We start from the raw sequence: 25,968 nt of genomic DNA on the forward strand, positions 1-25,968 counted from the left end.
GGTGCGTCCTTCCTGAGGGTGGTATCCCCGTGGGTGTCGTCAGGTGGCCGTGGTCCATGGCGCGATGGGGTTGCCGCGCCATCTGCTCGAAGGCGGGACGGCGTCGCCGCGCATCACCAGTGATGCGGGGCCGACTGTCGCGCTGTCGCCCAGCGATGCGGCGGGCAGGACGACACTGTGCGGCCCGAGGGTGGCTCCATTGCCGAGGGTCACGGGACCAACGCTCATCACGCGATCATGGAACAGATGGGTCTGCACCACGCTGCCCCGGTTGACCGTGGCCCCGTCGCCAAGGGTGACGAGGTCTGCCTCGGGCAGCCAGTACGTCTCGCACCATGCGCCGCGGCCGATCGAGGCACCCATGCCGCGCAGCCACGCGTTGCCCACCAGTGTGCCCATGCACAGGCGCAAGCACCAGGGGGCGGCGAGCATCTCGGTGAACGTGTCGGCGAGCTCGTTGCGCCACACGAAGCTGCTCCACAGGGGTGTCTCGTGCTCGCGGATGCGCCCGACCAGTGCTTTCTTCGCCAGGATGGTGGCTATGCCCGCGATGGTCGCGGCCAGGGCGAGCACGGGGCCGGCGAGGAGCAGCGCGGCCATGATGCCGTAGCGATCGAGCACGACGATGAGCGTAGCGAGCACCATCGCGCCGAGCAGGAACGTCGCGATCACGGGCACCATGCGGGCGAGCTCGACGACGGCGCGGAGCAGTCGCAAGCGGACGGGCGGGGCATAGGTGCGGGACTCGGTATCGCCGCCGAGCGAGGGTCGGCGCAGCTTCACCGGGGGGCTGCCCAGCCACGAGGAGCCGCGCTTGGCCTTGCGGGGCGCGGTGGAGAGCACCGCGACGAGGCCGTTCTTCGGCACCTTGCGGCCGGGGCTGGCCATGCCGGAATTGCCGAGGAACGCGCGCTTGCCGACCTTGGTTCGGCCGATGCGCACCCAGCCGCCGCCAAGCTCGTAGCCGGCGACGAGGGTGTCATCGGCGAGGAACGCGCCATCGTTGATGGTGGTGAACTTCGGCAGCAGCAGCACCGTCGAGGCCTCCACGTTCTTGCCAACACGCGCTCCGAGCAGGCGCAGCCATAGGGGCGTGATGACGCTCGCGTAGAGGGGGAACAGGAAGGTGCGCGCGGAGTCAGTGAGGCGCTCGGTGGCCCAGGCCTGCCAGCCCGAGCGACTGCGCACGGGGTAGGTGCCAGGGCGCAGGCCGATCGCTAGCAGCCGCACGGAAACAACGATGAGCAGCGCGAAGGTGATCGTTGACAGGACCGCTGCGACCGGTGCCCACAGGATGATCGGGACGACCACCGCTGCGGGGCTGGAAGCGGCCTCGACGATCGGGACGAGCAGCAGGAGCGCGGGCACGAGCGCGGCGAGCGGGAATGCCGCGAGAACCGCAGCGGTGAGGCCGTACGCGGGCCCCCAGCGGCGTCCTGGCGGGGGAGGGCTAGCGGGCCAGTCGCTGCGCGGCTTGCCGGTCCGGTGGGCGGGCGATCCGCCCCAGCGCTGCTTGGCGGGGACGGTGCCGGAGACCGCGGAACCGGCTTCGATCTCGGTTCCCTTGCCGATGCGGGTGCCCGGAAGCAGCGCGGTCCGAGCACCGATGGTGGCTCGTCCGCCGATCACGATGCGGCCGATGTGCACGGTGTCGCCGTCCACCCAGTAGCCGCTCAGATCCGTCTCGGGCTCGATCGCGGCGCGGGCGCCGACAGCGAGCATCCCGGTGATCGGCGGTGCGGTGTGCAGGCTGACGTGCTTGCCGATGCGGGCTCCGAGCATCCTGGCGTAGAAGGACATCCAGGGGGCGCCGGAGAGATTGGTGGCACCGACGGTCTCCGCGATCCGTTCGGCGAGCCATAGGCGCAGGTGGAGGCTGCCCCCGCGCGGATAGGTGCCCGGCTCGAGGCCGACCAGGAGGAGGCGGGCCGATCCCGCGGCGATCGCGATGCGACCCGGCGGGGTGAGCAGCAGCACCACGAGTGTCGCGAGCACCGGCCAGGGCGTGGTGGGCAGCCAGGTGGCGCTCGTGGCGTGGCCGAGCACGGTGGAGGCGAGCGCGGACCACGTCGTCCAGATCGCTCCGGAGAGCGCGAGGGGCACTGCGAGCAGCGTGGCCTGGGCGAGCTGGCTGCGCCAGGATTGCGGGGCCACTGGCCGATGCTGGGCCGCGATCGCGGGGGCCTGCGCGCCCAGGTGCGCGGCGAGCTCGCCAAGCCGATGATGCTCGTAGAGCTCGGCTACCGTGAGGGCAGGGAACTGCTCGCGCAGCCGCGACACGAGCTGGGCCGCGGTGAGGGAACTGCCACCGAGGGCGAAGAAGTCATCGTCGACGCGCGTCACCTCGGCCCCGAGGACGGATTCCCACGCCTCGGCCATCCAGGCTTCCAGCCCAGTGAGGGTATCGGCGTGCCCGGCGGTGCTCGTCGGCGGCAGCGGCCAGGGCAGCGCCGCGCGGTCCACCTTGCCGGATGTGCGCGCGGGCAGGTCGGGCAGGACGGCGAGGCGTGGCACGAGCGCGGCGGGGAGGCGAGCAGCGAGCCGGGAGCGCGCGTCCGCCATGTCGAGCTCGGCGCCTCCAGTGGTGAGGTACCCGACCAGGACGGGGGTGCCCGCCTGGGAGCGCTGGACCGTGCTGGCGGCAGCGACCACCCCGGGCAGGTCCTGCAGCAGGGCATCGATCTCGCCGAGCTCGACGCGACGGCCACCGATCTTCACCTGGTCGTCCGCACGGCCGTGGAAGAGCAGCCCGGTGCCGTCGAACGAGACCAGGTCACCGCTGCGGTAGGCGCGCTTCCACCCCAGCGGCTCGAGCGGGGCATACTTCTCGCGGTCCTTGTCCTCATCGAGGTAGCGGGCGAGGCCCACGCCGCCGATGACGAGCTCGCCCGGCTCGCCAGGGGCAACCGGCTGGCCGCTGGCGTCGACGATCGCGAGGTCCCAGCCATCGAGCGGCAGCCCGATGCGGACCGGTTCGCCCGGAACCAGCGGTGCAGCGCACGCGACGACTGTTGCCTCGGTGGGGCCGTAGGTGTTCCAGATCTCCCGGCCGGGCGCGGCGAGCCTGCTCACGAGCTCGGGCGGGCAGGCCTCGCCGCCGAAGATGAGCAGCCGTACCGCGGCGAGCGCATCGCTGGACCACAGCGCGGCCAGGGTGGGCACGGTCGATATGGCGGTGATGCGCTGCTCGATCAGCCACGGCCCGAGCTCCTCGCCGCTGCGCACCAGGGAGCGGGGGGCGGGCACCAGGCAGGCGCCGTTGCGCCAGGCCAGCCACATCTCCTCGCATGATGCGTCGAAGGCAACCGACAGCCCGGCGAGCACGCGATCGCCGGGGCCGAGCGGCTCTGGGCGCAGGAATAGCCGGGCCTCGGCGTCGACGAAAGCCGCCGCGCTGCGGTGCGTGACGGCAACACCCTTCGGCAGGCCGGTGGAGCCGGAGGTGAAGATGATCCAGGCGTCATCGGAGGGGCGCGGCGGTTGCAGGCGGGACAGGCGCCGGACCCTGCGAGCGGGGACGCCATCATCGGTGATGACCGTGGCCACCCGGGCCTCGCGGAAGACCGTCTCGGCGCGCTCGTCGGGGTCATCGGCGTCCACGGGCACATAGGCGGCCCCGGCGGCCAGCACGCCGAGGATGGTGAGGTACAGCTCGGCGGTGCCCGAGGAGCGGCGCACGCCCACCCGGTCGCCGCGCTCGATCCCGTGCTTGTGCAGCGCGCGGGCACGGTCGCCCACCTCGGCGATCAGCTCCGCGTAGGTGTAGGTGGCGTCCATCGCCTCGATGGCGGGGGAGTCGGGGTACTCGGTAGCGGTGGCGTGCAGGATGTCGAGCAGCGTGCGGGGGGCGGGCGAGCGGTGCTGCGCGCGCAGCAGGTCGGTCGTGCTGCCGGTGCCGCGTGGATCGGTGTGGTCCAGTGTGCTGGTTGTCACGATTTGGCCTTCGCTGGTGCGGTGCGCTTGGGGCGTCCGGCATCGGGTGCCAGGGCTGGGTCGGTGCGCGATTTCTTGCCCGTGCTCTTCGCCGGCGGCCTCGCCGCTAGCGCCTTGCGGGTGAGTTGCTGGAGCGTTGCTCGTTCCTTGCGACTGAGCGGCGCGAGCACGGTGACGAGCGCGTCATCGACGATGCCGCGGCATAGCGATCGGGCAGCGTCGCCGGTGGCGGTGAGCGCGAGGGTGTGCCGGCGGCGGTCCTTCTTGTCGCGCGTGCGGGTGAGCAGCCCCCGCTCCTCGAGGTCGTCGATGATGCGGACCATGTCGCTGCGATCGATGGAGAGAGCGTTGCTCACGTCTTGCTGCGATGGGCGCGCGGCCTGGGCGATGCACTCGAGGATCCAGTGGGTGCGCAGGGAGAAGCCTGCGTCGCAGAGCTGCCGCTCAGTGTGGTCGCGCAGCTCGCGATGCAGGCGGGCGAGCAGGAACTCGGTGCCGTCGAGCGGCATCGGTGGGAGGGCAGTCGTGTCGGGCACCGGGCTACCGTACCGGTTCGTGGGAGGAATAGATAGTAGGACACACCTACAATTGGGACTTCCTGGTGCCAGATGGGGGGCGCGGGAGCATGTCGCGCCTATCACACGCGGACCAAACGGACGCGTGATCCGCGCCATGTGGCTGTATCCTCATCCACAGCAAGTCCCGTGCCGCTCGCGCAACGGGATATCGCCGCAGTGCCCCGCGGGGGAGCAGTGCCCCATGGGGGAAGGGACGAATGACCAGCCACACCAGCCCGCAGCGACGGCCCCTTGTCGTCCTTGCTTGCTTCGTGGCCTTGCTTGCCCTCCTGGCCGCGCTCACCGGATGCAATCGCAATGGCCAGCCCGAGCGCAATTCCTTGCCCACTGAGCTTTTCGTCGTCAATACCAGCCCCGACCAGCAGCGAATCCGCGCCGAGGCTGTCCGCGATCTCGCTCAAGCAGTTCCCCAGGAGGTCCGCGACGGCGGAACCCTGGTCGTCGGGATGACCGGGAACTATCCGCCGCTGTCCTTCCGCGCCGATGACGCGATGACCATGATCGGCATCGAGCCCGACCTCGCCCAGCTGATCGCCGATGTGCTCGACCTCAAGCTCGAGCTCATCATCACCGACTGGCTCGACGTCTTCGCCGGCGTCACCGACGGCCGCTTCCACGTCGGGCTCGGCAACATCGCGCTCACCCCGGAACGGCTTGAGCGCTTTGACATGGTGGCCTACCAGCAGGAGAACCAGGCATTCGGGGTGGCAGCTGGCTCGCCCATCGAATCGCTCCAGCATCCTGGGGACATCGCCGGGCTCCGCATCGGCGTGGGCGCGCAGACCAAGAGCGAAGCGATCCTCCTCGACTGGAACGACTCGCTCCGCAACGCCGGCCTCGAGCCCGCCGAGCTGGAGAACTACGCCGAGCCCTGGGAGTACCAGGCCGCGCTCGACGCTGGCGAGATCGACGCGACATTCGGCCCCATGTCCATCCTCAACTTCGAGGCCGTCACCAAGGGACGCAGCCGGATCGTGGGCCAGGTCCCGGGCGACGGTGTGCGTCCTGCGCTCGTGTCCGCGATCGTCAAGAAGGGCTCGGAGCTCGGCCCGCTCGTGTGCAAGGCCATCGATACAGTCATCGTCACCGGCAAGTACCAGGCCATATTCGAGCGCTGGGCGCTCGAGCACGCCATGCTGCCCAGCTCCACCATCAACGGCACCGAGCCGAACTAGCGCCCGGAGGCCGCGAGCGCCCCGACCGCAGCCCGCCTAGCACGAAGCAGCCCCGGCCACCGCGATCGCGGTGGCCGGGGCTGCTCGATGCGAAACGGCTCAGTGGCCGTTCTGGGTGAAGCGATCGATCGACCGATTGATCTCCGAGATGGCCTCGTCGCGACCGACCCAGTCAGCCGCATGGACCTCCTTGCCCGGCTCGAGATCCTTGTAGCGCTCGAAGAAGTGCTTGATCTCGGCGAGCTGGAAATCGGGGACATCCGCGAGATCCTGGATGTGATCGAAGCGCGGATCGGTCGGTACGCAGAGCACCTTCTCGTCGTCGCCCGCCTCGTCACGCATCCGGAACATCGCGACCGGCCGTGACTCGACGATCACGCCCGGGTACACGGGCTCGGGGAGCAGCACCAGCGCATCCAGCGGGTCGCCGTCGCCGCCGAGGGTGTCCTCGATGTAGCCATAGTCCGCGGGGTACTGCATGGAGGTGAACAGGTAGCGATCGAGCCGGACGCGCCCGGTCGCATGATCCACCTCATACTTGTTGCGCTGACCCCTCGGGATCTCGATAGTGACGTCGAATTCCACACGTCCTCGCTTCGGTCGTAGCGTTCCAGGAAATTTCGCGCGCACGCCCGCCAACCTTGGCGGGCAGCGGCTCAAGGATAGTCTTGGATCTGCGAGCGCGAGCAACAACCCACCCTGGAGGAGGATTGATGGACGACCCGGATGCCTCCAGCGGGGCCCCGTCCGAGGACGAGGCAGGGCCGGGCGATCCAGCCCCGGCCCGTCGCGGTTCGCCGCAGCGCCGCCTCATGGTGCTCGCGATCGTTGTGGTTCTCGCCGTGCTCGGCGCCACCAGCATCGCGGTGGGTGCCCGCTACGTCCAGGGCTACCAGGCCAGCCGTGGCTTCACCGTCGACCCGGCCCCCGAGCCCGTGGTCCCGCCCATCGAGGCGCCCGCCGTGCCGTGGGATGATTCCCCGCTCGATGGCTCGCGCGCCGCGGCTGCCCTCGACGAGCTCGCGGAGGATCCCGCGCTGGGCTCGCTCGCGGGGCATGTCAGCGACCCTTACACGCGGACGGTCCTGTGGGCCCGCGATCCCGCGACCCCCCGCACCCCCGCCTCGGCGACGAAGATCCTCACCGCGGCCGCGGCGCTGCTCGCGCTGCCCGCCGATCAACGCATCAGCACCCGTGTGCTCGCGGGCAGCAGCCCGGGCGAGATCATCCTCGCCAGCGAGGGCGACGTCACTCTTGCCTCGAGCCCCGTCGGCACGGCTACCTACTACGAGGGCGCGGCCCGGCTCGACGATCTGGTCGCGCAGCTCGAGGCAGCGGGCGCCGAGCCCAGCAGCATCGTGGTGGATACCAGCTCCTTCACGGGTCCCGCCATGGCGCGGGGCTGGGAGGACGCGAGCATCGTCGAGGGCTACATCACGCCGATGGAGCCGGTCATGCTCGACGGCGGGCGCATCATTGCCGCCGAGCCCGAGTCGCCCCGTCACGCCGAGCCGGCCCTGGCGGCCGGGCAGCAGCTCGCCGAGCGGCTGGGCCTGCCCTCGGAAGCGGTCTCGGTGGCCGATGCCGACGATCCGGCAGCTGTCGGCCGCGTCCTCGCGGAGGTGGGGTCCGCTCCGCTGCTGACACGGCTCAGGCAGCTCGTCCACGAGTCCGACAACGTGCTCGCCGAGGCGGTCGGGCGAGAGATCGCCATCGCGGAGGGCGAGCCACCGTCGTTCCGCGGCGTGGCCCGTGCGATCCGCACGGTGCTGGCCCGCAATGGCTTCATCACCGAGGGGCTCGATCTCGAGGATGCCAGTGGCCTCTCCACGAGCAACCGCATCACCGTCGCGCTGCTCGATTCGGTGCTGTCGGCCGCGGTCGGCACGGTGGGCCCGGCCAGCGGCGAGGCCCGAGAGACCGACTCGGCTGCCGCGCTGCGTACCGTTCGGCTCCGGCCCCTGCTCGATCTGCTGCCCGTAGCGTCCGGCAGCGGCACCCTCGCCGAGCGCTTCTCCGGAGCAGCTGGTTCCGACGGGGCGGGGTGGATCCGCGCGAAGACCGGGACGCTCGATGGTGTCAGCGCGCTCGTCGGTTATGCTGCGACCACCAATGGGCGAATCGTCACTTTCGCGTTCATCTCCACGGGAAGCAACGCGTTCGAGGCCAGGCCGGTGCTCGACGCCGCGGCCGCGCGATTGCGCGATATCGTCGGCACCGAGAGCACCGCGACACCGGACGACGGAGGCAACTAGGTGGACCGCCCCAGCGAGCCAGCATCACCGACGGACGATCGCGGCGGCGCATCCGTCGACTGGAAGCTCGCCGTGCGCGTGGCGAGCAAGCTGGCCCGCGCGGAGCCGTTGATGTCGGGCTATACGCGCGAGCAGGCGCGCAGCGAGCTCGTCGAGCTGGCCGCGAGCGCGGAGGAGCCGGTGCGGGAGGTCACGCGCCTAGCGGATGGCCATCCGGTGCCCGCAGCGCACATCGTTGACCGCCCGGGCTGGTCGCGCGCGGCGGCCGCATCGCTCGCGGGCCTGCTGGGCGGCTCTGTCGAGGAGCGCCCGCGCGGCCTGCTCGCCGGTCGCGCGTCGGGGCTGCAGGCAGGCGTTGTGCTGGGCATCCTGTCCAATGCGATCATCGGCCAGTACGACCCCTTCGCGGGGCAGGGCGGGCAATTGCTGCTGGTGGCGCCAAATGTCATCCATACCGAGCGCGCCACGCGTGTCCGCTCCCGCGACTTCCGCACGTGGGTATGCCTGCACGAGGTCACTCACCGGGTGCAGTTCTCGGCCAGCCCCTGGCTAGCGGGGCACATGCGTGCGCTCATCGATACCGCCTCCCCGGCTGACGGCGAGCCGCTCCTCGAGGTCGGGCAGCGCCTCGTTGCTGCCCTCCGTTCGCGCGATGGCTCCGAGGAACGCGATCCGCTGCTCGGCACTGGCATCCTCGGGCTCGTCCTCGAGTCGCAGCCGCCCGCGCAGCGCGAGGCCATGATCGGCCTCATCATGCTTGGCACGGTCCTCGAGGGGCACGCCGAGCACGTCATGGATGCCGCGGGGCCGCGCGTCGTGCCCACCGTGGAGCATATTCGTGCGGTGTTCGACGAGCGACGGCATGAGCGCCGCGGCCTCCTCCAGTGGATCATGCGGACATTGCTCGGGATGGACGCCAAGATGGCGCAGTACGCCCAGGGGAAGAAATTCGTCGATACGATCGTCCAGCAGGTCGGCATGGACAGCTTCAACACCATCTGGACCTCGCCCGAAACGTTGCCGAGGCCCAGCGAGATACGTGAGCCGGAGACATGGATAACCCGCGTCCTCAAGTAGCAGCCCACCAGGAATCACTCCAGCAGGGAGCAACGCCAGCGCTGCATTCGGTGCGCCTCGCGGTCCGCTCCTGGATGGCCCAGCACCACGATGGCGGCCCGATCGCTGTGGCGATCTCCGGGGGAGCGGACTCGACGGCGCTGTGCGCGGCAGTGGTGGCCGAGGCCCCTGGCCCCGTCGCCGCGATCACCGTCGACCATCAGCTCCAGGACGGATCGCGGTGCTTCGCGGAGGCCGCCATGCGAACGGCGACCTGGCTCGGATGCGGCAGCGCCACCATCGCCACGGTCACGGTCGCGGGTCCGGGTGGCATGGAGGCGGCGGCCCGCCGCGCTCGGTACGAGGCGCTCGACGACGCCCGCGCCGGAGCGACCGTGCTGCTCGGTCACACGCTTGATGACCAGGCCGAGACCGTTCTGCTCGGCCTCGCCCGCGGTAGCGGCGCCCGGTCGATATCGGGGATGCGTCCGCTCGCCCCGCCGTGGGGCCGCCCGCTGCTAGGCGTCCGCCGGGCCACCACCGAGGCGGCGTGCGCCGACCTGGGCATCGAGCCGTTCCAGGATCCGCACAATGCCGACGAGCGCTATACACGGGTGCGGCTGCGCCGCGAAGCGCTGCCACTGCTCGAATCGATCCTCGGCGGCGGTGCCGCGGAATCCCTGGCCCGCACCGCGCGGCTGCTGCGGGAGGACAACGACGCGCTCGACGAGATGGCCACCGTGGCCCGCATGGGCGCGCAGCACGGGGCTGTGCTGCTCGTGGAGAACCTGCAGGGACTGCCCGTGGCGGTGCGCTCGCGGGTGGTGCGCGGCTGGCTCCAGGACGAGGGCGCGGGCGCGATCGCTAGCGCGCACCTCGACGCGATCGATGGGCTTGTCACGCGGTGGCGCGGGCAGGGCGCGGTGGCGGTGCCGTGGCCCGCGGGCGAGGCGAGGGAGGGGGCGCGGTTGGTAGTGGAGCGCAGGCATGGCACGCTGGCACTGGGCATCCACGAGAGGGTGCCCGCCCATGCCGCATGCAGTACCGGGCATCGGCGCGAGGAGAGGGGTACCTAGTCGTGTATGACGGCGATATCGCGTCCGTGGTCATCAGCGAGGACCGGATCCGGGCCCGCACCACTGAACTGGCCGCCGAGCTCGCCGAGCGGTACCAGACCGAGCCGGGCAAGGACCCCGAGGAGGACCTGCTCCTCGTGGGCGTGCTCAAGGGCGCGATGATGTTCATGACGGACCTCGCCCGGGCGCTGCCCATCCCGACGCAGATGGAGTTCATGGCGGTCAGCTCGTACGGATCGTCAACGTCCTCGTCGGGAGTGGTGCGCATCCTCAAGGACCTCGACCGCGATATCGCGGACCGGGACGTCCTGATCGTCGAGGACATCATCGATTCCGGGCTGACGCTGTCCTGGCTGGTGCGCAACCTCGAGGCACGCAATCCGCGCTCGCTGGAGATCTGCACCCTGCTGCGCAAGCCCGAGGCGATCAGCAGGCAGGTCGATGTGGCGCACGTCGGCTTCGACATCCCGAACGAGTTCGTGGTCGGCTATGGCCTCGACTATGACGAGCGATACCGTGACCTGCCTTACATCGGGCTGCTCGAGCCGAAGGTCTATTGCTAGTTCGCTGCAGGCTTAGCGTGGTCGCTGCCGGGCCAAATGCCCGCGATGGCAAGGTTTCCAGCCGCGCGCGAAGCCCGGTGCCCGCCCCTGGATCGGCAAGCAGTTACCCCTTGTCGTGAACGGGCGGTAGCCTGGAATCTCACCGCCAGGTGTGTTTGCTGCCCGGCGAGCTTCGGTCCGTGCACTGGAAGGATAGGCCACCCGGCTAAATCTGTATGAACCGTAAGACAGTCTTCAGAAACCTCGCCCTGATCTCCGTGATCCTCCTGGTGATCTACGCGTTCACCTATTTCGGCAGCGACACCCGCGACTACCACGAGGTGGAGACCTCCGTGGCTGTCTCCCAGCTCGAATCGGGCAACGTCGTGGACGCGCAGATCGATGACCGCGAGCAGCAGCTACGGCTGACGCTGCGCGAGGCCATCGATGAGTCCGAGGACAGCACCCAGATCATCGCCAAGTACCCGACGGGCGCGGCCGAGCAGATCTATGACCAGGTCAGCGCGGCGGACCTCGACAGCTTCGACACCAAGGTCACCCAGGAGAGCTGGCTGTCCTCGCTGTTGCTGTTCATGCTGCCCATGCTGATCCTGCTGGGCCTGTTCCTCTTCATCATGATGCGCATGCAGGGCGGCGGGCGCGGCGGCATGATGGGCTTCGGCAAGTCCAAGGCCAAGCAACTATCCAAGGACATGCCCAAGACGACGTTCTCCGACGTCGCGGGCGCCGATGAGGCCGTGGAGGAGCTCGAGGAGCTCAAGGACTTCCTCCAGCACCCCGCGCGCTACCAGGCGCTCGGCGCGAAGATCCCCAAGGGCGTCCTGCTGTTCGGTCCGCCCGGAACCGGCAAGACCCTGCTGGCCCGGGCCGTGGCGGGCGAGGCCGGGGTGCCGTTCTTCACCATCTCCGGCTCCGACTTCGTCGAGATGTTCGTCGGCGTGGGCGCGTCCCGAGTACGGGACATGTTCGAGCAGGCCAAGCAGAACGCCCCCTGCATCATCTTCGTCGACGAGATCGATGCCGTCGGCCGCCAGCGAGGCGCCGGCGTGGGCGGTGGCCACGACGAGCGCGAGCAGACCCTCAACCAGCTGCTCGTCGAGATGGACGGCTTCGGTGCCCGCCAGGGCATCATCATGATCGCGGCGACCAACCGTCCCGATATCCTCGACCCCGCCCTGCTCCGCCCCGGCCGCTTCGACCGCCAGGTGCCGGTGGGCAACGCTGACCTCGCTGGTCGCCGCGCGATCCTGCGGGTCCACTCGCAGGGCAAGCCGCTCGCCCCCGACGTCGATCTCGACTCCCTGGCCAAGCGCACCGTCGGCATGTCCGGCGCTGACCTCGCCAATGTCATCAACGAGGCCGCGCTGCTCACCGCCCGCGAGGCAGGCACCCTCATCACCAACGAGGCGCTCGAGGAAGCTGTCGACCGTGTCATCGGCGGGCCCCGCCGCAAGAGCCGCATCATCAGCGAGCTCGAGAAGAAGATCACCGCCTACCACGAGAGTGGCCACACCCTCGCCGGCTGGGCCATGCCCGACCTCACCCCCGTGTACAAGGTGACGATCCTGGCCCGCGGCCGCACCGGTGGCCACGCCCTCTCGGTCCCCGAGGACGACAAGTCCATGATGACGCGCTCCGAGATGATCGCGCGGCTCGTTTTCGCCATGGGCGGCCGCGCCGCCGAGGAGCTCGTGTTCCAGGAGCCCACCACCGGTGCGTCCTCCGACATCGAGCAGGCCACCAAGATCGCCCGGGCCATGGTCACCGAGTACGGCATGAGCCCCCGGCTCGGCGCGGTGCGCTACGGGCAGGAGCACGGCGATCCGTTCATGGGCCGGACGATGGGCATGGCACCGGACTACTCCCACGAGATCGCCCGCGACATCGACGAGGAAGTACGCCGGCTCATCGAGGCCTCGCACACCGAGGCATGGCAGATCCTCGATGAGTATCGCGACGAGCTCGACCATCTCGCCACGGAGCTGCTCGAGAAGGAGACGCTCACCCGCAAGGATCTCGAGCGCATCCTCTCGGGAGTGACCAAGCGGCCGCGGATCACCGAGTTCAATGACTTCGGCAACCGCATCCCGTCGACGCGACCTCCGATCAAGACCCCCGGCGAGCTCGCGAAGGAACGCGGGGAGCCGTGGCCGCCACCCGAGCCGACCACCAGGGACGCGCGCGCGGCCGATCCGGCCGAGCAGGACGAGCCTGGTCCGCATGCTCCAGCCGACCAGAATGGCGAGCGCGCGACGCCCGCGCCCGTCGGCGCTCCGCCGCGCAGCACTCCCGGACGGAGCAGGAAGGGCACCCCGCGCAGCTACGGCGAGCCATCCGATTGGTCCGCACCGGGCTGGCCCCCGCGCGACCCCTCCCAAGACACCCCACCTGCCAAGGATGACCGTGACTGACATCGCCGACATCGTTCCTGTTCCAAGTCTTTTCGACCAGGCCAGGGCCGAGGCCGCGGTACGTGAGCTCCTGCTAGCGGTCGGGGAGGACCCCGACCGTGATGGGCTGGCGGAGACACCCGCACGCGTCGCGCGGGCCTATGCCGAGCTCTTCGCGGGCCTGCACACCGACCCCGATAGCGTGCTCGACAAGACCTTCGACGAGGGCCATGAGGAGCTTGTTCTCGTCAAGGACATCCCGATGTACTCCACCTGCGAGCATCACCTCGTGCCGTTCCACGGTGTCGCTCACGTCGGCTACATCCCGGGCCCGACCGGCCGCGTCACGGGGCTGTCGAAGCTAGCCCGCGTCGTTGACCTCTACGCCAAGCGCCCGCAGGTGCAGGAGCGGCTCACCAGCCAGATCGCTGATGCGCTCATGCGCAAGCTCGAGCCTCGCGGGGCGATCGTCGTCATCGAGGCGGAGCATCTCTGCATGGCCATGCGGGGCATCCGCAAGCCGGGCGCCACCACCACGACCTCCGCGGTGCGTGGCATCCTCAAGACCAGCCCTGTATCGCGCTCCGAAGCACTCGACCTGATCCTCAGGAAATGACCAGCACAGGACCACGAGCCAGCATGCCTGCCCGCCACCCCCTGCTGCCCGCACCGGGGCGCTGCGTGGTGATGGGCATCGTCAACGTCACCACTGATTCGTTCTCCGATGGCGGTGACTACCTGCGCACCGATCGTGCCGTGGCACGGGGCCGCGAGCTGCATGCTCTCGGCGTGGACGTCGTCGACATCGGCGGTGAATCGACCCGGCCGGGCGCTACCCGCGTGGAGCCGGGCATCGAGTCCCGCCGCGTGGTGCCCGTCATCGAGGCTCTCGCCGCGGAGGGCATCCCGTGCAGCATCGACACGATGCGCGCCGATGTCGCCAGCGCCGCCATCGAAGCGGGCGCGACCATCGTCAACGACGTCTCCGGCGGGCAGGCCGACCCCCGCATGGCTTGCGTCGTCGCGGAGGCCAAGGTGCCGTGGATCCTCATGCACTGGCGCTCCAACGGCGACTACGTGCACCGGGCCGACAGCGGGCGCGAGCAATACCGCGACATCGTCTCCGAGGTCAGCGCGGAATTGCTCAGCCAGGTCGATGCGGCAGTCCGCGCCGGGGTCTCGCCCGATGCCATCCTCGTTGATCCCGGTCTCGGGTTCGCCAAGTCCGCCGCCGATAACTGGGCGCTGCTGCGGGCCCTGCCGCACCTCGCCGGCCTCGGCTTCCCCGTACTGGTGGGTGCATCCCGCAAGCGCTTCCTCGGGTCGCTCCTCGCCGGTCCGGACGGCGATCCCCGACCGGTCGATCAGCGGGATACCGCCACGGCCGCCGTCTCTGCCCTCTCCGCGGCGCGCGGAGCCTGGGGAGTGCGGGTGCACGACGCCCGGTCCACGCTCGACGCGCTCGCGGTCGCGCAGGCCTGGGACGGTGCCGGGGGAGCGGTGCCGCGATGAGCAGCAGCGACCTCATCCACTTGCGGGGCCTGCGGGCGCGCGGCCACCACGGGGTGTTTGAGCACGAGCGGCGCGATGGCCAGGAGTTCATCGTCGACATCCTGCTCGCCGTGGACCACACCACCGCCGGGCGCACCGATGACCTCGCCGACACCCTCGACTATGGCGCGCTCGCCCACACGGCGGCCGGCATCATCAGCGGCGAGCCGTGCGACCTGATCGAGACCGTCGCTACCCGCATCGCCGATGCGATCTTCGATGATGAGCGGATCCACCGGGCCGAGGTCACCGTGCACAAGCCGTCCGCCCCGATCCCGCACGAGTTCGCGGACGTCTCGGTCACCGTCGTGCGCCACCGCGAGCAGGCCGGGCAGGAGCAGGCCGGGCGGGGCGCGCGATGACGTTCGCGGTCCTTTCCATCGGCTCGAACATCGGGGACCGGCGGGCCCACCTCGAGAGCGTCATCGATGCCCTCGGCGCGCGGCTCGTGGCCCGGTCGCGCATATACGAGACGCCTCCCTGGGGCGGTGTGGAGCAGGAACCGTTCCACAACGCGATCCTCCTCGCCGAGGACAGCGACTGGACCCCCGATGATTGGCTGGCGCTGGCCCAGCAGTGCGAGCAGGCCGCCGATCGGGTGCGCGCCATCCGGTGGGGCCCGCGCACCCTCGATGTCGACATCATCGCCTGCCACGATGCGCTCGGCGAGATGCGTAGCAGCGATCCACGCCTGACGCTGCCGCACCCGCGCGCCCATGAGCGGGCCTTCGTGCTCGTGCCGTGGGCGGAGGTGGAACCGGGAGCGGCCCTGAGCGGAGTCCCGGTCGCCGAGCACCTGGATCGCTTGCCAGCCGACGAGGTCGAGGCCGTGCGGCCGCTCGCGCCGCCCAGGGGCTGGTGATCCCATGCGCGCGACCCGGATCGTGGACCTTGCCGCGCTTGCTGTCACGGCGCTCATCGCGGCCTGGCTGCTGGCCAGGGGATTCCCCGCCGCGCTGCCGCCGCTGCGCTGGTACATCGGAGGCTCCCTGTACCCGGTCGCGATGCTCGAGGCAGCGCTGGCCATCGGGGTGGCCCGCAGCATCAAGGAGCACCGGGTGGGGCTCGGGCCGTCGCAGTGGCAACCCATCACCATCGCGCGGATCGTGGCGCTCGCCAAGGCATCGTCGTTGATCGGTACGGCCTTCGCGGGAGCCTGGGCAGGCCTGCTTCTCGTGCTGCTCCCGGATGTCGGCACGATCCGGGCGGCGACCGAGGACTTTCCCGCCACCATCGTCGGCCTGCTCGGCGGGCTGCTGCTCGCCGCGGCAGCGCTGTGGCTCGAGAGATCGTGCCGCGCGCCCGACGATCCCGAGGACGACGATAGCCAGGACCCGCGCTAGCCGGCCCGCGTTCGGGAGGCTCGCCGGGCCGGTTGACGCGGCCCGGGCAGTGGCGGCGGTATTTTCTGGGGCATGCCGGAACATCGAGGACCCCAGCAGGATTCGCCCCGTGCTCGTCGCGCGAGGCACCGTCGGCGCGGAAGCACGCTGCTCGTCCTGGTAGTGGTGCTCGCGGCGGCGGCGAGCGTGTTCCTGATGCTCGGCAACAGCGTGGAAGCATTGCGGATCGGCTTCGTCATAGCTCTGTGGGCGGCCATCGTCGGAGTGGTGGCGGTGGTCAAGCATCGCAAGGAGGCAGAGGCAGAGCGGGCGCGCATCCGCGATATGCGACTGGTGTACGAGATGCAGCTCTCGCGGGAGATCACCAGCCGCCGCCGCCACGAGCTGACCGTCGAGGCGAGGCTGCGCCGGGAGCTCGACGCCCGCTCGCGGACCGAGACCGCTGAGCAGCTCGCGGCGCTGCGCCATGAGCTGGCCTCGATGCGCGGGAACGTGGAGTATGCCCTGGCGACCCGCAGCACGGTGGAGCAGCTCGAGGTCCGCGAGATCGGCCCCGCCGCGGGTGCCGCGCTCACCGGCGCTGGCGAGCCAGAGGAAGTCATCGATGCCGAGCTCGAGGATGATATTCCGGCGGATCGGGCGGGCACGCGGGCCGAGTAGCCTGGTCCTGGGTGACAAACCTCACCCGCTCTAGGCCTTCAGAAGGCGAGGTCGGCGCGCCTATCCTTGTTTCACACGTCTGGTACCTGCAGGGCAGGACTGGAACGAACGAGAGGACAATGGTGACCTCACACGAGCTCACTCGCGACCCCATGCCTGCGCGCTTGGCGGTCGGGGTCATTTCCGCTGGCCGGGTCGGTACCGCGCTCGGCGAGGCCCTCGGGGCCGCCGGCCATCCCGTCGTGGCCTGCTCCGCGGTCTCCGATGCATCGGTCGGCCGCGCGACCACGAGGCTGCCCGAAGCTGCCATCCTGCCGCCGCCCGAGGTGGCAGAGCGATCCGAGCTGCTAGTCCTTGCTGTTCCCGATACCGAGCTGCCCGGCCTGGTCCGCGGCCTCGCTGCGTGTGGCGCGGTACGGCCGGGAACGATCGTCGCCCACACCTCCGGCACCTACGGGATATCCGTGCTCGCGCCGCTCGCCGACTCGGGCGCGCTGGCCCTGGCCCTGCACCCGGCCATGACATTCCTGGGCACGGCCGAGGACACCGTCCGGCTGCGCAGCGCCTGCTTCGGGGTCACCGCTGCCGATGCGACCGGTTCCGCTGTCGCGCAGGCACTGGTCCTGGAGATCGGCGCGGAGCCCGTTGCTGTTCCCGAGAATGCTCGCTCCCTGTACCACGCTGCGCTCGCCCACGGAGCGAACCACCTGGTCACCCTTGTTGTTGACGCGGTGGCTGCCCTCGAGGCTGCTCTCGACGACGTGCCCGGGCCGGAGCGCCGGGCGACGGCGCAGCGCATGGTCGCCCCGTTGCTCTCCGCCGCGCTGGACAACGTGCTGCGCCGCGGGCAGTCCGCGCTGACCGGGCCGGTGGCCCGTGACGACTCGGCCACGGTTGCCCGGCACCTCGATGCCCTGGGCGCGGTGGACCCGGAGATCGCGAACGGTTACCGCGCGCTCGCGCGACGCACCGCACAGCAATCCGGCGCGAGCATGCCGATGTTCGACGTCCTCGACGGAAGGCAGGGCCGATGAGCGGCAACACCGCATTGTTCGCGCCGGGCGAGCTGCGGGTCCATCAGGATCCCGCCACGGTCGCACGGATCTCCTCGGCATTGCGCCGCACGGGCCGGCAGGTCGTGCTCGTGCCAACGATGGGGGCGCTGCACGCGGGCCATATCGAGCTGGTGAAGCTGGCCCGCCGCACGCCCAACAGCGTGGTGATCGTCTCGATCTTCGTCAATCCGCTGCAGTTCGGGGAGGGCGAGGACCTCGACAAGTACCCGCGCACCCTCGACGCTGATGTGGAACTGCTGCGCGAGGCCGGCGTGGAGGTCGTCTTCGCCCCGTCCGCGCGGGAGATGTATCCGCAGGGGCGTCGCACCATGGTCCATCCCGGATCGATCGGGGATGAGCTCGAGGGCGCGAGCCGCCCGGGGCACTTCGCCGGAATGCTGACGGTGGTGGCGAAGCTCCTGCTGATCACCCGCCCGAACGCCGCGTTCTTCGGGGAGAAGGACTACCAGCAGCTCGCACTGATCCGGCAGATGGTCGCCGACCTCGATCTCGCCACACGCATCGTGGGCGTTCCCACGGTCCGGGAAGCCGATGGCCTGGCCATGAGCTCGCGCAATCGCTACCTGACGGAGGAGCAGCGCCGCGACGCCACTGTGCTCTCCGCCGCGCTGGTCGCTGGCGCCCACGCGGGCGACCAGGGGCCGGAGGCGGTGCTCGCTGCCGCGCACGCGGTGCTTGCTCATGCACCGTCCATCACGCTCGACTACCTGGAGCTGCGCGGCCCGGACCTCGGGCCGCTGGAGCCGGAGGGCGGGGAGGCACGATTGCTCATCGCCGCCCAGGTCGGGGAGACCCGATTGATCGACAACGTAGGCCTGGTCGTGGCACCGGGTCAACGGACGGGCTCGCCCCGGCCGCAATCCGCCCACCACTGAACGGAGAACCCCCGTCATGTTCCGCACCATGCTGAAGTCCAAGATCCACCGCGCTACCGTCACCCAGGCCGACCTGCACTACGTGGGCTCGGTCACCGTTGACGCGGACCTGCTCGACGCCGCCGACCTCATCGAGGGCGAGAAGGTCACCATCGTCGACATCAACAACGGCGCCCGCCTCGAGACGTATGTGATCTCGGGCGAGCGGGGATCCGGCGTGATCGGCATCAACGGCGCCGCCGCGCACCTCGTCCATCCCGGTGACCTGGTGATCCTCATCTCCTATGGCGTCATGGAGGATGCCGAGGCGCGGGCCTACGAGCCGCGCATCGTCTTCGTCGACGAGCAGAACGCGCAGATCGAGCTGGGCGCGGACCCGGCCCACGCGCCCGAGGGCTCGGGCCTGAAGTCGCCCCGCTCGCCCGAGCAGCACACCGCGCCGAACGCTGCCTGACCATGCTGCTCGCTGTGGATGTCGGGAACACCAACATCGTTCTCGGCTTGTTCGAGGGCGTTGGCGAGGAAGCGCGCCTGGTCGCTGACTGGCGCGTGCGCACGGACCCACGAACCACTGCCGATGAGCTCGCGCTCATGGTGCGCGGCCTGCTCGGGCCGCTCGCGGCGAGCGTCACCGGGGTCTCGGGCCTCTCCACGGTCCCGTCGCTGCTACGCCAGCTACGCATCATGCTGGACCGGTACTGGCCTAGCGTGCCGCACGTGCTCGTCGAGCCGGGCGTGAAGACCGGTGTACCGCTGCTCGTCGACAATCCGAAGGAAGTGGGCGCGGATCGGGTGGTCAATGCGCTCGCCGCCTACCATTACTGCCGCAATGCGTGCATCGTCGTGGATTTCGGCACGTCCACGAGCGTCGATGTCGTCTCGGCCAGCGGGGAGCTCCTCGGTGGCGCGATCGCTCCCGGGATCGAGATCTCGGTGGATGCCCTCGCCAGCCAGGCCGCGGCGCTGCGCAAGGTCGAGATGGTGCGGCCACGGTCGGTCATCGGCAAGAACACCGTCGAGTGCTTGCAGTCCGGTGTCGTGTATGGCTTCGCGGGGCAGGTGGACGGCCTGGTGCGGCGCGTGCAGCGAGAGGCAGGGCTGCCGGACGCGACCGTGATCGCCACGGGCGGCCTGGCCACCCTCGTCCTCGACGAGTGCGAGACCGTGCTGCGCCACGAGCCCGAGCTGACGCTGACAGGCCTGCGCCTGGTGTTCGAGCGCAACATGGCGGCCCAGCGTCGATCGCATCGTCCCGCGGTCGCCCACAACCCGCGTGCCGCCGCTGTGCATGCCCAGCGGGCCGCGCGCTGAGCGCAGTGTGATCCGTGACCTTATCGGCTACCGATCCCGCAGTGCCTGTGCAACACTGAGAGGCATGTGGAACTCCCAGCATGCCGCGTGCCGCTCCCGGCGCGTCGATGCTTGCTGTCCGCGGAACTGTCGCGCCCTCTGAGCCCGCCGCACCGTTCTGCCGACATTCCCCTGGAGTTCCCCCATGATCGCCACCCCCACTTCCATTCCTGCTGCCCCAGAGGCGCTCGCGACCGCGCCTACCGCGCCGGTCCTGCTCGCTGCTGCCGATGAGCATGCCGCGCGGGTTCTCGATGGCTCTGCCCGGTTCCTCGCGCACGAGGTCGTGCCGGGCCGCCAGCGCTGGCTGCTGGACCGCGATGACCACCTCGAGGCGTGGCTCGTCGAGCAGGAGCCCAGTACCCGATGGGACCGGCCCACGGCACTGAGCGCCGCGGCGATCACCGTCCTCGACGGAGAGCTCGATATCGAGCGGTGGAACGGCGAGGGCCGGATCACGCGCCGGGTGGGCAGCGGCGAGCAAGCGTCCTTCACCAGCGGGACCATGCGCGGCACCAGGCCCGCCTCCGATGGCCCCGTCGTTACTGTCCATGCGGTGGCGCGCCGACGGGCCCCTCTCGATGATCTCGCGGCGACGGCCGTTTTCCCCGGTGATCTGCAGGCCGCGGTCGCGCGGGGAGCGCGCGTCGTCGATATCCGTACCCAGCAGGAACGCATCGAGCAGGGGCCGCTGCTCGGGGCGATCGCCATCGATGCGGACAAGGTGGCCCATCGCGTGGATCCCCGCAGCGCGGTCCGGTTCCGCGAGGCAACGAGCACCGACATCGAATGGATCATCGCCAGCTCGGACGGCACGGCGGCCCAGCCGATCGCTTCGGAGCTCCGGCGCCGCGGCATCACGCGGGCCCGCGTGCTCGTCGACGGGTTCGCTGGTCTCGCCGAGCACGGTCCCGGGGAGCCGCTGCGCGCTATCCTCGGCGGCGTGGCGCACCATCGCGATGCCGCGGTGATGGCCGCGCACTGATCCGCGATGCGGGACGTTGGGCGCCGAGCCACTATTCTGGTCAGTCGTGAGTGCTGCCCGAGATTCCGACAACCAGGCGACGGTGAGTCCAGTGACCGATCCTTCCCAGTCCACGACGAGCGCAGCGGCCAGTGCGGCGAGCGACGAGTTCGAGCAGCTCCGCGTTCGCCGCGAGAAGCGCGACCGGCTCATCGAGTCCGGTGGAGAGGCCTATCCGGTCGTGGTGGAGCGCACGCATGCCCTGCGCGAGGTGCGCGAGAAGCATGGTGATCTCGCTGCGGGCGAGTCCACCGGCGAGATCGTCAGCGTCGTGGGCCGGGTGATGTTCATCCGCAACACCGGCAAGCTGTGCTTCGGCGTCCTCCAGGAAGGCGATGGCACCCAGTTGCAGGCGATGCTCAGCCTCGCCGAGATCGGTGCGGACGCGCTGGGGCAGTGGAAGTCGGACGTGGACCTCGGCGATATCGTCCAGGTGACCGGTGAGGTCATCAGTTCCCGCCGCGGCGAGCTGAGCGTGATGGCCAGCGGGTGGCGCATGGCGTCGAAGGCGTTGCGCCCGCTGCCCGTGACGTTCAAGGAATTGAACGAGGAATCACGGATGCGGCAGCGCTACGTGGATCTCATCGTGCGCCCGGAGGCGCGGGAGATGGCGCGCAAGCGGGTGGCCGTCGTGCGCGAGCTGCGCAACGCGCTCGAGCGCCGGGGCTTCCTCGAGGTCGAGACGCCGATGCTGCAGACATTGCACGGCGGTGCCGCGGCGCGGCCATTTGTGACGCATTCGAACGCTCTCGATATGGACTTGTACCTCCGGATTGCTCCCGAGCTGTTTCTGAAGCGCTGCGTGGTCGGCGGCATCGACAACGTTTTCGAGATCAACAGGAACTTCCGCAACGAGGGCGCGGACTCGTCGCATTCGCCCGAGTTCGCGATGCTCGAGACCTATGAGGCGTACGGAACCTACGATGATTCAGCGCGGATGATACGTGAGGTCATCCAGGAAGTCGCGGACGCGGCATTTGGTACGCGTCAGATCATCCTCGCCGACGGATCGACCTACGATATCGATGGCGAGTGGGCAGTGATGGAAATGTATCCTTCGCTATCCGAAATCCTCGGCGAGGACGTGACGCCCGACACCAGTGTCGATGAGTTGCTCGCCATCGCGCAGCGTATCGGGTTCGAGGTCCCGCCGGACAAGGGATATGGGCACGGCAAGCTAGTGGAGGAAATGTGGGAGCATCTCATCGGTGATCATCTCCACGCCCCGACCTTCGTGCGCGACTTCCCGGTGGAGACCTCACCCTTGACGCGCCAGCACCGGACGAAGCCGGGGGTGACCGAGAAGTGGGACCTCTACGTGCGGGGATTCGAGCTTGCTACTGGCTACTCGGAGCTCGTCGACCCGGTTATCCAGCGCGAGCGATTTGTTGACCAGGCACGACTTGCTGCTGCCGGGGACGACGAGGCCATGGTGCTCGACGAGGATTTCCTTGCCGCGATGGAGCACGGCATGCCACCAACGACAGGCACCGGGATGGGAATCGATCGCCTGCTTATGGCGCTCACCGGACTGGGAATCCGTGAAACCATCCTCTTCCCGATTGTGCGTCCGCTTGGAAAAAACAGCTAATTAGTTCTATCATCGGCCATGAGCATGCTTATTGTTTTGCTCAGGAGCCCCGGGCCTCATGGTTCGCAGGGCATGGAGCGTGCAGCTGATGAGAGAGGCTAATAGCAATGGCGCAGAAAGTGACCGTCACCCTGATCGACGATCTCGATCAGGAAGCACCGGCCGACGAGACCGTTGAGTTCGGGCTCGATGGCGTGACCTACGAGATCGATCTCTCGTCGGATAACGCCGCCAAACTGCGCGAGCAGATGGAAAAGTGGGTCGCGCATTCCCGCCGCGTCGCAGGCCGCAAGACCCGCCGTGCCGCTGGTGCCGGAGCGTCGAAGGGGCGCGCCTCGCTGGACCGCGAGCAGAGCGCCGCGATCCGCGAATGGGCGCGCAAGAACGGATACAAGGTCTCCGCCCGCGGTCGCATTTCCGCAGAAGTGACAGAGGCATACAACAAGGCGAACTGAGGGGCGTGGGCCGGTCCCACGATTCCTGGTGAATATTCTTGACCTCGGCGCGAGCCACTGCGGATCACCGCGGTGGCTCGCGCCGCCTCATGCCGCGGCATGGGTCGCGGCAGCGCGGGATCGCAGCGGCACGCACGTGTTCTCTGTAGGCGTAGCGACGCGGGAAACGATCTGGGTCGCCGCAGCGTTGATCTGGTACGTATGGTGGAAAGACCTAGGTCGAGACGTCATACCGGGGATCTGGCCAGCATGGCCGGACCCACGACCGAGCGCCACGGCAGTGGCGCCGACCGGCAAGGATAAGCACGGTGCGACGTCGCGGTTCGCTCTCAGCAACTAGAGTGGTGATGCGCGGCAAGGACCGGGATGCCGGGATCAGCGACGGCATGCGGAGGCGCCCGCCATCGCGCGCCAGCGTCCGGGCCTAACGAGGAGTGTGAGGGAGAGCGATGTTCGAGAGGTTCACCGATCGCGCACGGCGCGTTGTCGTCCTGGCGCAAGAAGAAGCCAGGATGCTCAACCACAATTACATTGGCACCGAGCACATCCTGCTCGGCCTCATCCATGAGGGCGAGGGGGTCGCCGCCAAGTCCCTGGAATCGCTCGGCATCTCGCTCGAGGCCGTGCGCAACCAGGTCGAGGAGATCATTGGCCAGGGCCAGCAGGCCCCGTCCGGCCACATCCCCTTCACGCCTCGCGCCAAGAAGGTGCTCGAGCTCAGCCTCCGCGAGGCGTTGCAGCTCGGGCACAACTACATCGGCACCGAGCACATCCTGCTGGGGCTGATCCGCGAGGGCGAGGGAGTCGCCGCGCAGGTGCTCGTCAAGCTCGGCGCCGACCTCAACCGGGTTCGCCAGCAGGTCATCCAGCTGCTCTCGGGCTACCAGGGCAAGGAGCCCGCGGAAGCCGGCGTGGGCCGTGGAGAAGCCGGCACCCCCTCGACGTCCCTGGTGCTCGACCAGTTCGGCCGCAACCTGACGCAGGCCGCTATGGAGGGCAAGCTCGATCCCGTGATCGGTCGCCAGAAGGAGATCGAGCGGGTCATGCAGGTGCTCTCCCGCCGCACCAAGAACAACCCTGTTCTCATCGGCGAGCCGGGCGTGGGCAAGACCGCCGTCGTCGAGGGGCTCGCGCAGTCCATCGTCAACGGCGAGGTCCCGGAGACCCTCAAGGACAAGCAGCTCTACACCCTTGATCTCGGCTCCCTGGTCGCGGGCAGCCGCTACCGCGGTGACTTCGAGGAGCGCCTGAAGAAGGTGCTCAAGGAGATCAACACCCGCGGCGACATCATCCTGTTCATCGACGAGCTGCACACCCTCGTCGGCGCGGGAGCTGCCGAGGGCGCGATCGATGCGGCCTCGATCCTCAAGCCGAAGCTCGCCCGCGGCGAACTGCAGACCATCGGTGCCACCACGCTCGACGAGTACCGCAAGTACATCGAGAAGGACGCCGCGCTCGAGCGCCGGTTCCAGCCCGTGCAGGTCGGCGAGCCGTCGGTCGAGCACACCATCGAGATCCTCAAGGGCCTGCGCGATCGCTACGAGGCGCACCACCGGGTCTCGATCTCGGACAGCGCACTCGTCGCTGCGGCGACCCTCGCGGATCGCTACATCAACGATCGGTTCCTCCCCGACAAGGCCATCGACCTGATCGATGAGGCCGGTGCCCGGATGCGAATCCGTCGCATGACCGCGCCGCCAGACCTGCGCGAGTTCGACGAGCGCATCGCCGAGGCGCGGCGCGAGAAGGAATCCGCCATCGACGCCCAGGACTTCGAGAAGGCCGCGAGCCTGCGTGACAAGGAGAAGCAGCTCGTCGCGCAGCGCGCCGAGCGCGAGAAGCAGTGGCGCTCCGGCGACCTCGACGTGGTCGCCACCGTCGATGAGGAGCAGATCGCCGAGGTGCTGTCCAACTGGACCGGCATCCCCGTCTTCAAGCTCACCGAGGAGGAGACCTCCCGGCTGCTGCGCATGGAGGACGAGCTCCACAAGCGCATCATCGGCCAGGAGGATGCGGTCAACGCCGTCTCCAAGGCGATCCGCCGCACCCGCGCGGGCCTGAAGGATCCCCGTCGCCCGTCGGGCTCGTTCATCTTCGCCGGGCCATCCGGCGTCGGCAAGACCGAGCTGTCCAAGGCGCTCGCGAACTTCCTGTTCGGCGACGATGATGCCCTCATCCAGATCGACATGGGCGAGTTCCACGACCGCTTCACCGCCTCGCGGCTCTTCGGTGCCCCTCCCGGCTACGTTGGCTACGAGGAAGGCGGCCAGCTCACCGAGAAGGTGCGCCGCAAGCCGTTCAGTGTTGTTCTCTTCGATGAGATCGAGAAGGCGCACCAGGAGATCTACAACACCCTCCTGCAGGTGCTCGAGGACGGACGCCTCACCGACGGCCAGGGACGCACGGTCGACTTCAAGAACACCGTGCTGATCTTCACCTCCAACCTCGGTACCGCGGACATTTCCAAGGCCGTCGGCCTCGGCTTCACGTCCGGCTCGGGCGAGGCGTCCAACTACGAGCGGATGAAGCTCAAGGTCAACGACGAGCTGAAGAAGCACTTCCGGCCTGAGTTCCTCAACCGCATCGACGACGTGATCGTGTTCCACCAGCTCACGCAGGACCAGATCATCATGATGGTGGACCTGATGACCAACCGCGTGGCCACCCAGCTCCGTCACAAGGGCATGGCCATCGAGATGAGCGACCAGGCCAAGGCGCTGCTCGCCAAGCGTGGGTTCGACCCCGTGCTCGGTGCACGGCCGCTGCGCCGCACCATCCAGCGCGAGATCGAGGACCAGCTCTCCGAGAAGATCCTCTTCGGGGAGATCGAGTCCGGCCAGACGATCGTCGTGGATGTCGACGGCTGGGATGGCACGGGAGTCGGCGAGAACGCCACCTTCACCTTCACCGGCAAGCAGACCGTCACCGCGGAGGATAGCGAGGAGCCCGCGGAGGCGCTGGCCAGCACTAGCGAGACCTCCAGCGACGACTCGGAGTAGCAAGCACGAACAAGGGCG

General features: G+C 69.2%; 23 protein-coding genes. 20 read left to right on the top strand and 3 right to left on the bottom strand.

Going from position 1 to position 25,968, the window contains the following annotated elements:
* Window positions 1-39 precede the first annotated feature (39 nt).
* Both FXO18_RS07375 and FXO18_RS07380 read right to left on the bottom strand, forming a co-directional pair.
* Window positions 40-3,876 carry a Pls/PosA family non-ribosomal peptide synthetase gene (locus FXO18_RS07375; RefSeq protein WP_149360792.1) on the bottom strand — a complete coding sequence of 1,279 codons (3,837 nt, stop codon included), beginning with the start codon at window positions 3,874-3,876 and terminating at the stop codon, window positions 40-42.
* A gap of 53 nt (window positions 3,877-3,929) precedes the next feature.
* Window positions 3,930-4,469, bottom strand: a complete 540-nt coding sequence (locus tag FXO18_RS07380) for a MarR family winged helix-turn-helix transcriptional regulator (protein ID WP_187774242.1) — start codon at window positions 4,467-4,469, stop codon at window positions 3,930-3,932.
* A 239-nt stretch (window positions 4,470-4,708) separates the two neighbouring features.
* On the opposite strand from FXO18_RS07380, the gene FXO18_RS07385 reads away from it, so the two are divergent.
* A complete protein-coding gene (locus FXO18_RS07385) occupies window positions 4,709-5,686 on the top strand; it encodes a transporter substrate-binding domain-containing protein (RefSeq protein WP_149360434.1) in 978 nt (325 codons plus the stop codon).
* Between the two features lie 99 nt (window positions 5,687-5,785).
* On the opposite strand, the gene FXO18_RS07390 is transcribed toward FXO18_RS07385, so the two are convergent.
* Window positions 5,786-6,271: an inorganic diphosphatase gene (locus FXO18_RS07390; protein ID WP_149360435.1), complete on the bottom strand. Its 486-nt coding sequence runs from the start codon at window positions 6,269-6,271 to the stop codon at window positions 5,786-5,788.
* Between the two features lie 128 nt (window positions 6,272-6,399).
* On the opposite strand from FXO18_RS07390, the gene dacB reads away from it, so the two are divergent.
* The 19 genes from dacB (at window position 6,400) to FXO18_RS07485 (ending at window position 25,950) form a co-directional block, all read left to right on the top strand.
* Window positions 6,400-7,941: a D-alanyl-D-alanine carboxypeptidase/D-alanyl-D-alanine endopeptidase gene (dacB, locus tag FXO18_RS07395; RefSeq protein WP_149360436.1), complete on the top strand. Its 1,542-nt coding sequence runs from the start codon at window positions 6,400-6,402 to the stop codon at window positions 7,939-7,941.
* Window positions 7,942-9,018 carry a zinc-dependent metalloprotease gene (locus FXO18_RS07400; RefSeq protein WP_149360437.1) on the top strand — a complete coding sequence of 359 codons (1,077 nt, stop codon included), beginning with the start codon at window positions 7,942-7,944 and terminating at the stop codon, window positions 9,016-9,018.
* A complete protein-coding gene (tilS, locus tag FXO18_RS07405; RefSeq protein ID WP_149360438.1) occupies window positions 8,994-10,073 on the top strand; it encodes a tRNA lysidine(34) synthetase TilS in 1,080 nt (359 codons plus the stop codon). The genes FXO18_RS07400 and tilS overlap by 25 nt, the downstream gene beginning before the upstream one ends.
* A gap of 2 nt (window positions 10,074-10,075) precedes the next feature.
* Window positions 10,076-10,636 carry a hypoxanthine phosphoribosyltransferase gene (gene hpt, locus FXO18_RS07410; protein WP_235900521.1) on the top strand — a complete coding sequence of 187 codons (561 nt, stop codon included), beginning with the start codon at window positions 10,076-10,078 and terminating at the stop codon, window positions 10,634-10,636.
* A gap of 215 nt (window positions 10,637-10,851) precedes the next feature.
* Window positions 10,852-13,047 carry an ATP-dependent zinc metalloprotease FtsH gene (gene ftsH / locus FXO18_RS07415; protein ID WP_149360440.1) on the top strand — a complete coding sequence of 732 codons (2,196 nt, stop codon included), beginning with the start codon at window positions 10,852-10,854 and terminating at the stop codon, window positions 13,045-13,047.
* Window positions 13,034-13,642, top strand: coding sequence for a GTP cyclohydrolase I FolE (gene folE, locus FXO18_RS07420; RefSeq protein ID WP_149360441.1), 609 nt, complete (start codon window positions 13,034-13,036; stop codon window positions 13,640-13,642). Before ftsH ends, folE begins: the two co-directional genes overlap by 14 nt.
* Window positions 13,639-14,538 carry a dihydropteroate synthase gene (gene folP / locus FXO18_RS07425; protein WP_235900523.1) on the top strand — a complete coding sequence of 300 codons (900 nt, stop codon included), beginning with the start codon at window positions 13,639-13,641 and terminating at the stop codon, window positions 14,536-14,538. Before folE ends, folP begins: the two co-directional genes overlap by 4 nt.
* Window positions 14,535-14,939 carry a dihydroneopterin aldolase gene (gene folB / locus FXO18_RS07430; protein WP_149360442.1) on the top strand — a complete coding sequence of 135 codons (405 nt, stop codon included), beginning with the start codon at window positions 14,535-14,537 and terminating at the stop codon, window positions 14,937-14,939. The genes folP and folB overlap by 4 nt, the downstream gene beginning before the upstream one ends.
* Window positions 14,936-15,439, top strand: coding sequence for a 2-amino-4-hydroxy-6-hydroxymethyldihydropteridine diphosphokinase (gene folK, locus FXO18_RS07435; RefSeq protein WP_149360443.1), 504 nt, complete (start codon window positions 14,936-14,938; stop codon window positions 15,437-15,439). The genes folB and folK overlap by 4 nt, the downstream gene beginning before the upstream one ends.
* 4 nt (window positions 15,440-15,443) lie before the next feature.
* Window positions 15,444-15,920, top strand: a complete 477-nt coding sequence (locus tag FXO18_RS07440; RefSeq protein WP_149360444.1) for a DUF3180 domain-containing protein — start codon at window positions 15,444-15,446, stop codon at window positions 15,918-15,920.
* A 72-nt stretch (window positions 15,921-15,992) separates the two neighbouring features.
* Window positions 15,993-16,580 (top strand): DUF6779 domain-containing protein, encoded by a 588-nt coding sequence (locus tag FXO18_RS07445; RefSeq protein WP_149360445.1) that lies wholly within the window; start codon window positions 15,993-15,995, stop codon window positions 16,578-16,580.
* Between the two features lie 122 nt (window positions 16,581-16,702).
* On the top strand, window positions 16,703-17,614 hold the full coding sequence (locus FXO18_RS07450; protein ID WP_149360794.1) for a Rossmann-like and DUF2520 domain-containing protein: 912 nt from the start codon (window positions 16,703-16,705) through the stop codon (window positions 17,612-17,614).
* Window positions 17,611-18,531, top strand: coding sequence for a pantoate--beta-alanine ligase (gene panC, locus FXO18_RS07455; RefSeq protein WP_149360446.1), 921 nt, complete (start codon window positions 17,611-17,613; stop codon window positions 18,529-18,531). Before FXO18_RS07450 ends, panC begins: the two co-directional genes overlap by 4 nt.
* A gap of 16 nt (window positions 18,532-18,547) precedes the next feature.
* The gene (gene panD, locus FXO18_RS07460; RefSeq protein ID WP_149360447.1) at window positions 18,548-18,985 is read left to right on the top strand and encodes an aspartate 1-decarboxylase; all 438 of its coding nucleotides are present in this window, start codon (window positions 18,548-18,550) and stop codon (window positions 18,983-18,985) included.
* Between the two features lie 2 nt (window positions 18,986-18,987).
* Window positions 18,988-19,842, top strand: coding sequence for a type III pantothenate kinase (locus FXO18_RS07465; protein WP_149360448.1), 855 nt, complete (start codon window positions 18,988-18,990; stop codon window positions 19,840-19,842).
* Between the two features lie 184 nt (window positions 19,843-20,026).
* Entirely contained in the window at window positions 20,027-20,866 is an 840-nt protein-coding gene (locus tag FXO18_RS07470) for a hypothetical protein (RefSeq protein WP_149360449.1), read from the top strand.
* A 91-nt stretch (window positions 20,867-20,957) separates the two neighbouring features.
* Window positions 20,958-22,496: a lysine--tRNA ligase gene (lysS, locus tag FXO18_RS07475; protein ID WP_149360450.1), complete on the top strand. Its 1,539-nt coding sequence runs from the start codon at window positions 20,958-20,960 to the stop codon at window positions 22,494-22,496.
* A 107-nt stretch (window positions 22,497-22,603) separates the two neighbouring features.
* Window positions 22,604-22,951, top strand: a complete 348-nt coding sequence (locus FXO18_RS07480; protein WP_149360451.1) for a histone-like nucleoid-structuring protein Lsr2 — start codon at window positions 22,604-22,606, stop codon at window positions 22,949-22,951.
* Between the two features lie 449 nt (window positions 22,952-23,400).
* On the top strand, window positions 23,401-25,950 hold the full coding sequence (locus FXO18_RS07485; protein WP_149360452.1) for an ATP-dependent Clp protease ATP-binding subunit: 2,550 nt from the start codon (window positions 23,401-23,403) through the stop codon (window positions 25,948-25,950).
* Window positions 25,951-25,968 lie beyond the last annotated feature (18 nt).

The sequence above is a fragment of the Lolliginicoccus suaedae genome (assembly GCF_008312885.1).
Taxonomy (GTDB): Bacteria; Actinomycetota; Actinomycetes; order Mycobacteriales; family Mycobacteriaceae; genus Lolliginicoccus; species Lolliginicoccus suaedae.

What these genes read in the sequence shown, in the direction of transcription:
- panD (WP_149360447.1), top strand. Translation starts at nt 18,548, where the DNA reads ATGTTCCGCACCATGCTGAAGTCCAAGATCCACCGCGCTACCGTCACC.
- FXO18_RS07385 (WP_149360434.1), top strand. Translation starts at nt 4,709, where the DNA reads ATGACCAGCCACACCAGCCCGCAGCGACGGCCCCTTGTCGTCCTTGCT.
- ftsH (WP_149360440.1), top strand. Translation starts at nt 10,852, where the DNA reads ATGAACCGTAAGACAGTCTTCAGAAACCTCGCCCTGATCTCCGTGATC.
- folK (WP_149360443.1), top strand. Translation starts at nt 14,936, where the DNA reads ATGACGTTCGCGGTCCTTTCCATCGGCTCGAACATCGGGGACCGGCGG.
- panC (WP_149360446.1), top strand. Translation starts at nt 17,611, where the DNA reads ATGAGCGGCAACACCGCATTGTTCGCGCCGGGCGAGCTGCGGGTCCAT.
- FXO18_RS07485 (WP_149360452.1), top strand. Translation starts at nt 23,401, where the DNA reads ATGTTCGAGAGGTTCACCGATCGCGCACGGCGCGTTGTCGTCCTGGCG.
- folB (WP_149360442.1), top strand. Translation starts at nt 14,535, where the DNA reads ATGAGCAGCAGCGACCTCATCCACTTGCGGGGCCTGCGGGCGCGCGGC.
- dacB (WP_149360436.1), top strand. Translation starts at nt 6,400, where the DNA reads ATGGACGACCCGGATGCCTCCAGCGGGGCCCCGTCCGAGGACGAGGCA.
- FXO18_RS07470 (WP_149360449.1), top strand. Translation starts at nt 20,027, where the DNA reads ATGATCGCCACCCCCACTTCCATTCCTGCTGCCCCAGAGGCGCTCGCG.
- FXO18_RS07445 (WP_149360445.1), top strand. Translation starts at nt 15,993, where the DNA reads ATGCCGGAACATCGAGGACCCCAGCAGGATTCGCCCCGTGCTCGTCGC.
- folE (WP_149360441.1), top strand. Translation starts at nt 13,034, where the DNA reads ATGACCGTGACTGACATCGCCGACATCGTTCCTGTTCCAAGTCTTTTC.
- FXO18_RS07480 (WP_149360451.1), top strand. Translation starts at nt 22,604, where the DNA reads ATGGCGCAGAAAGTGACCGTCACCCTGATCGACGATCTCGATCAGGAA.
- FXO18_RS07440 (WP_149360444.1), top strand. Translation starts at nt 15,444, where the DNA reads ATGCGCGCGACCCGGATCGTGGACCTTGCCGCGCTTGCTGTCACGGCG.
- FXO18_RS07465 (WP_149360448.1), top strand. Translation starts at nt 18,988, where the DNA reads ATGCTGCTCGCTGTGGATGTCGGGAACACCAACATCGTTCTCGGCTTG.
- tilS (WP_149360438.1), top strand. Translation starts at nt 8,994, where the DNA reads ATGGATAACCCGCGTCCTCAAGTAGCAGCCCACCAGGAATCACTCCAG.
- folP (WP_235900523.1), top strand. Translation starts at nt 13,639, where the DNA reads ATGACCAGCACAGGACCACGAGCCAGCATGCCTGCCCGCCACCCCCTG.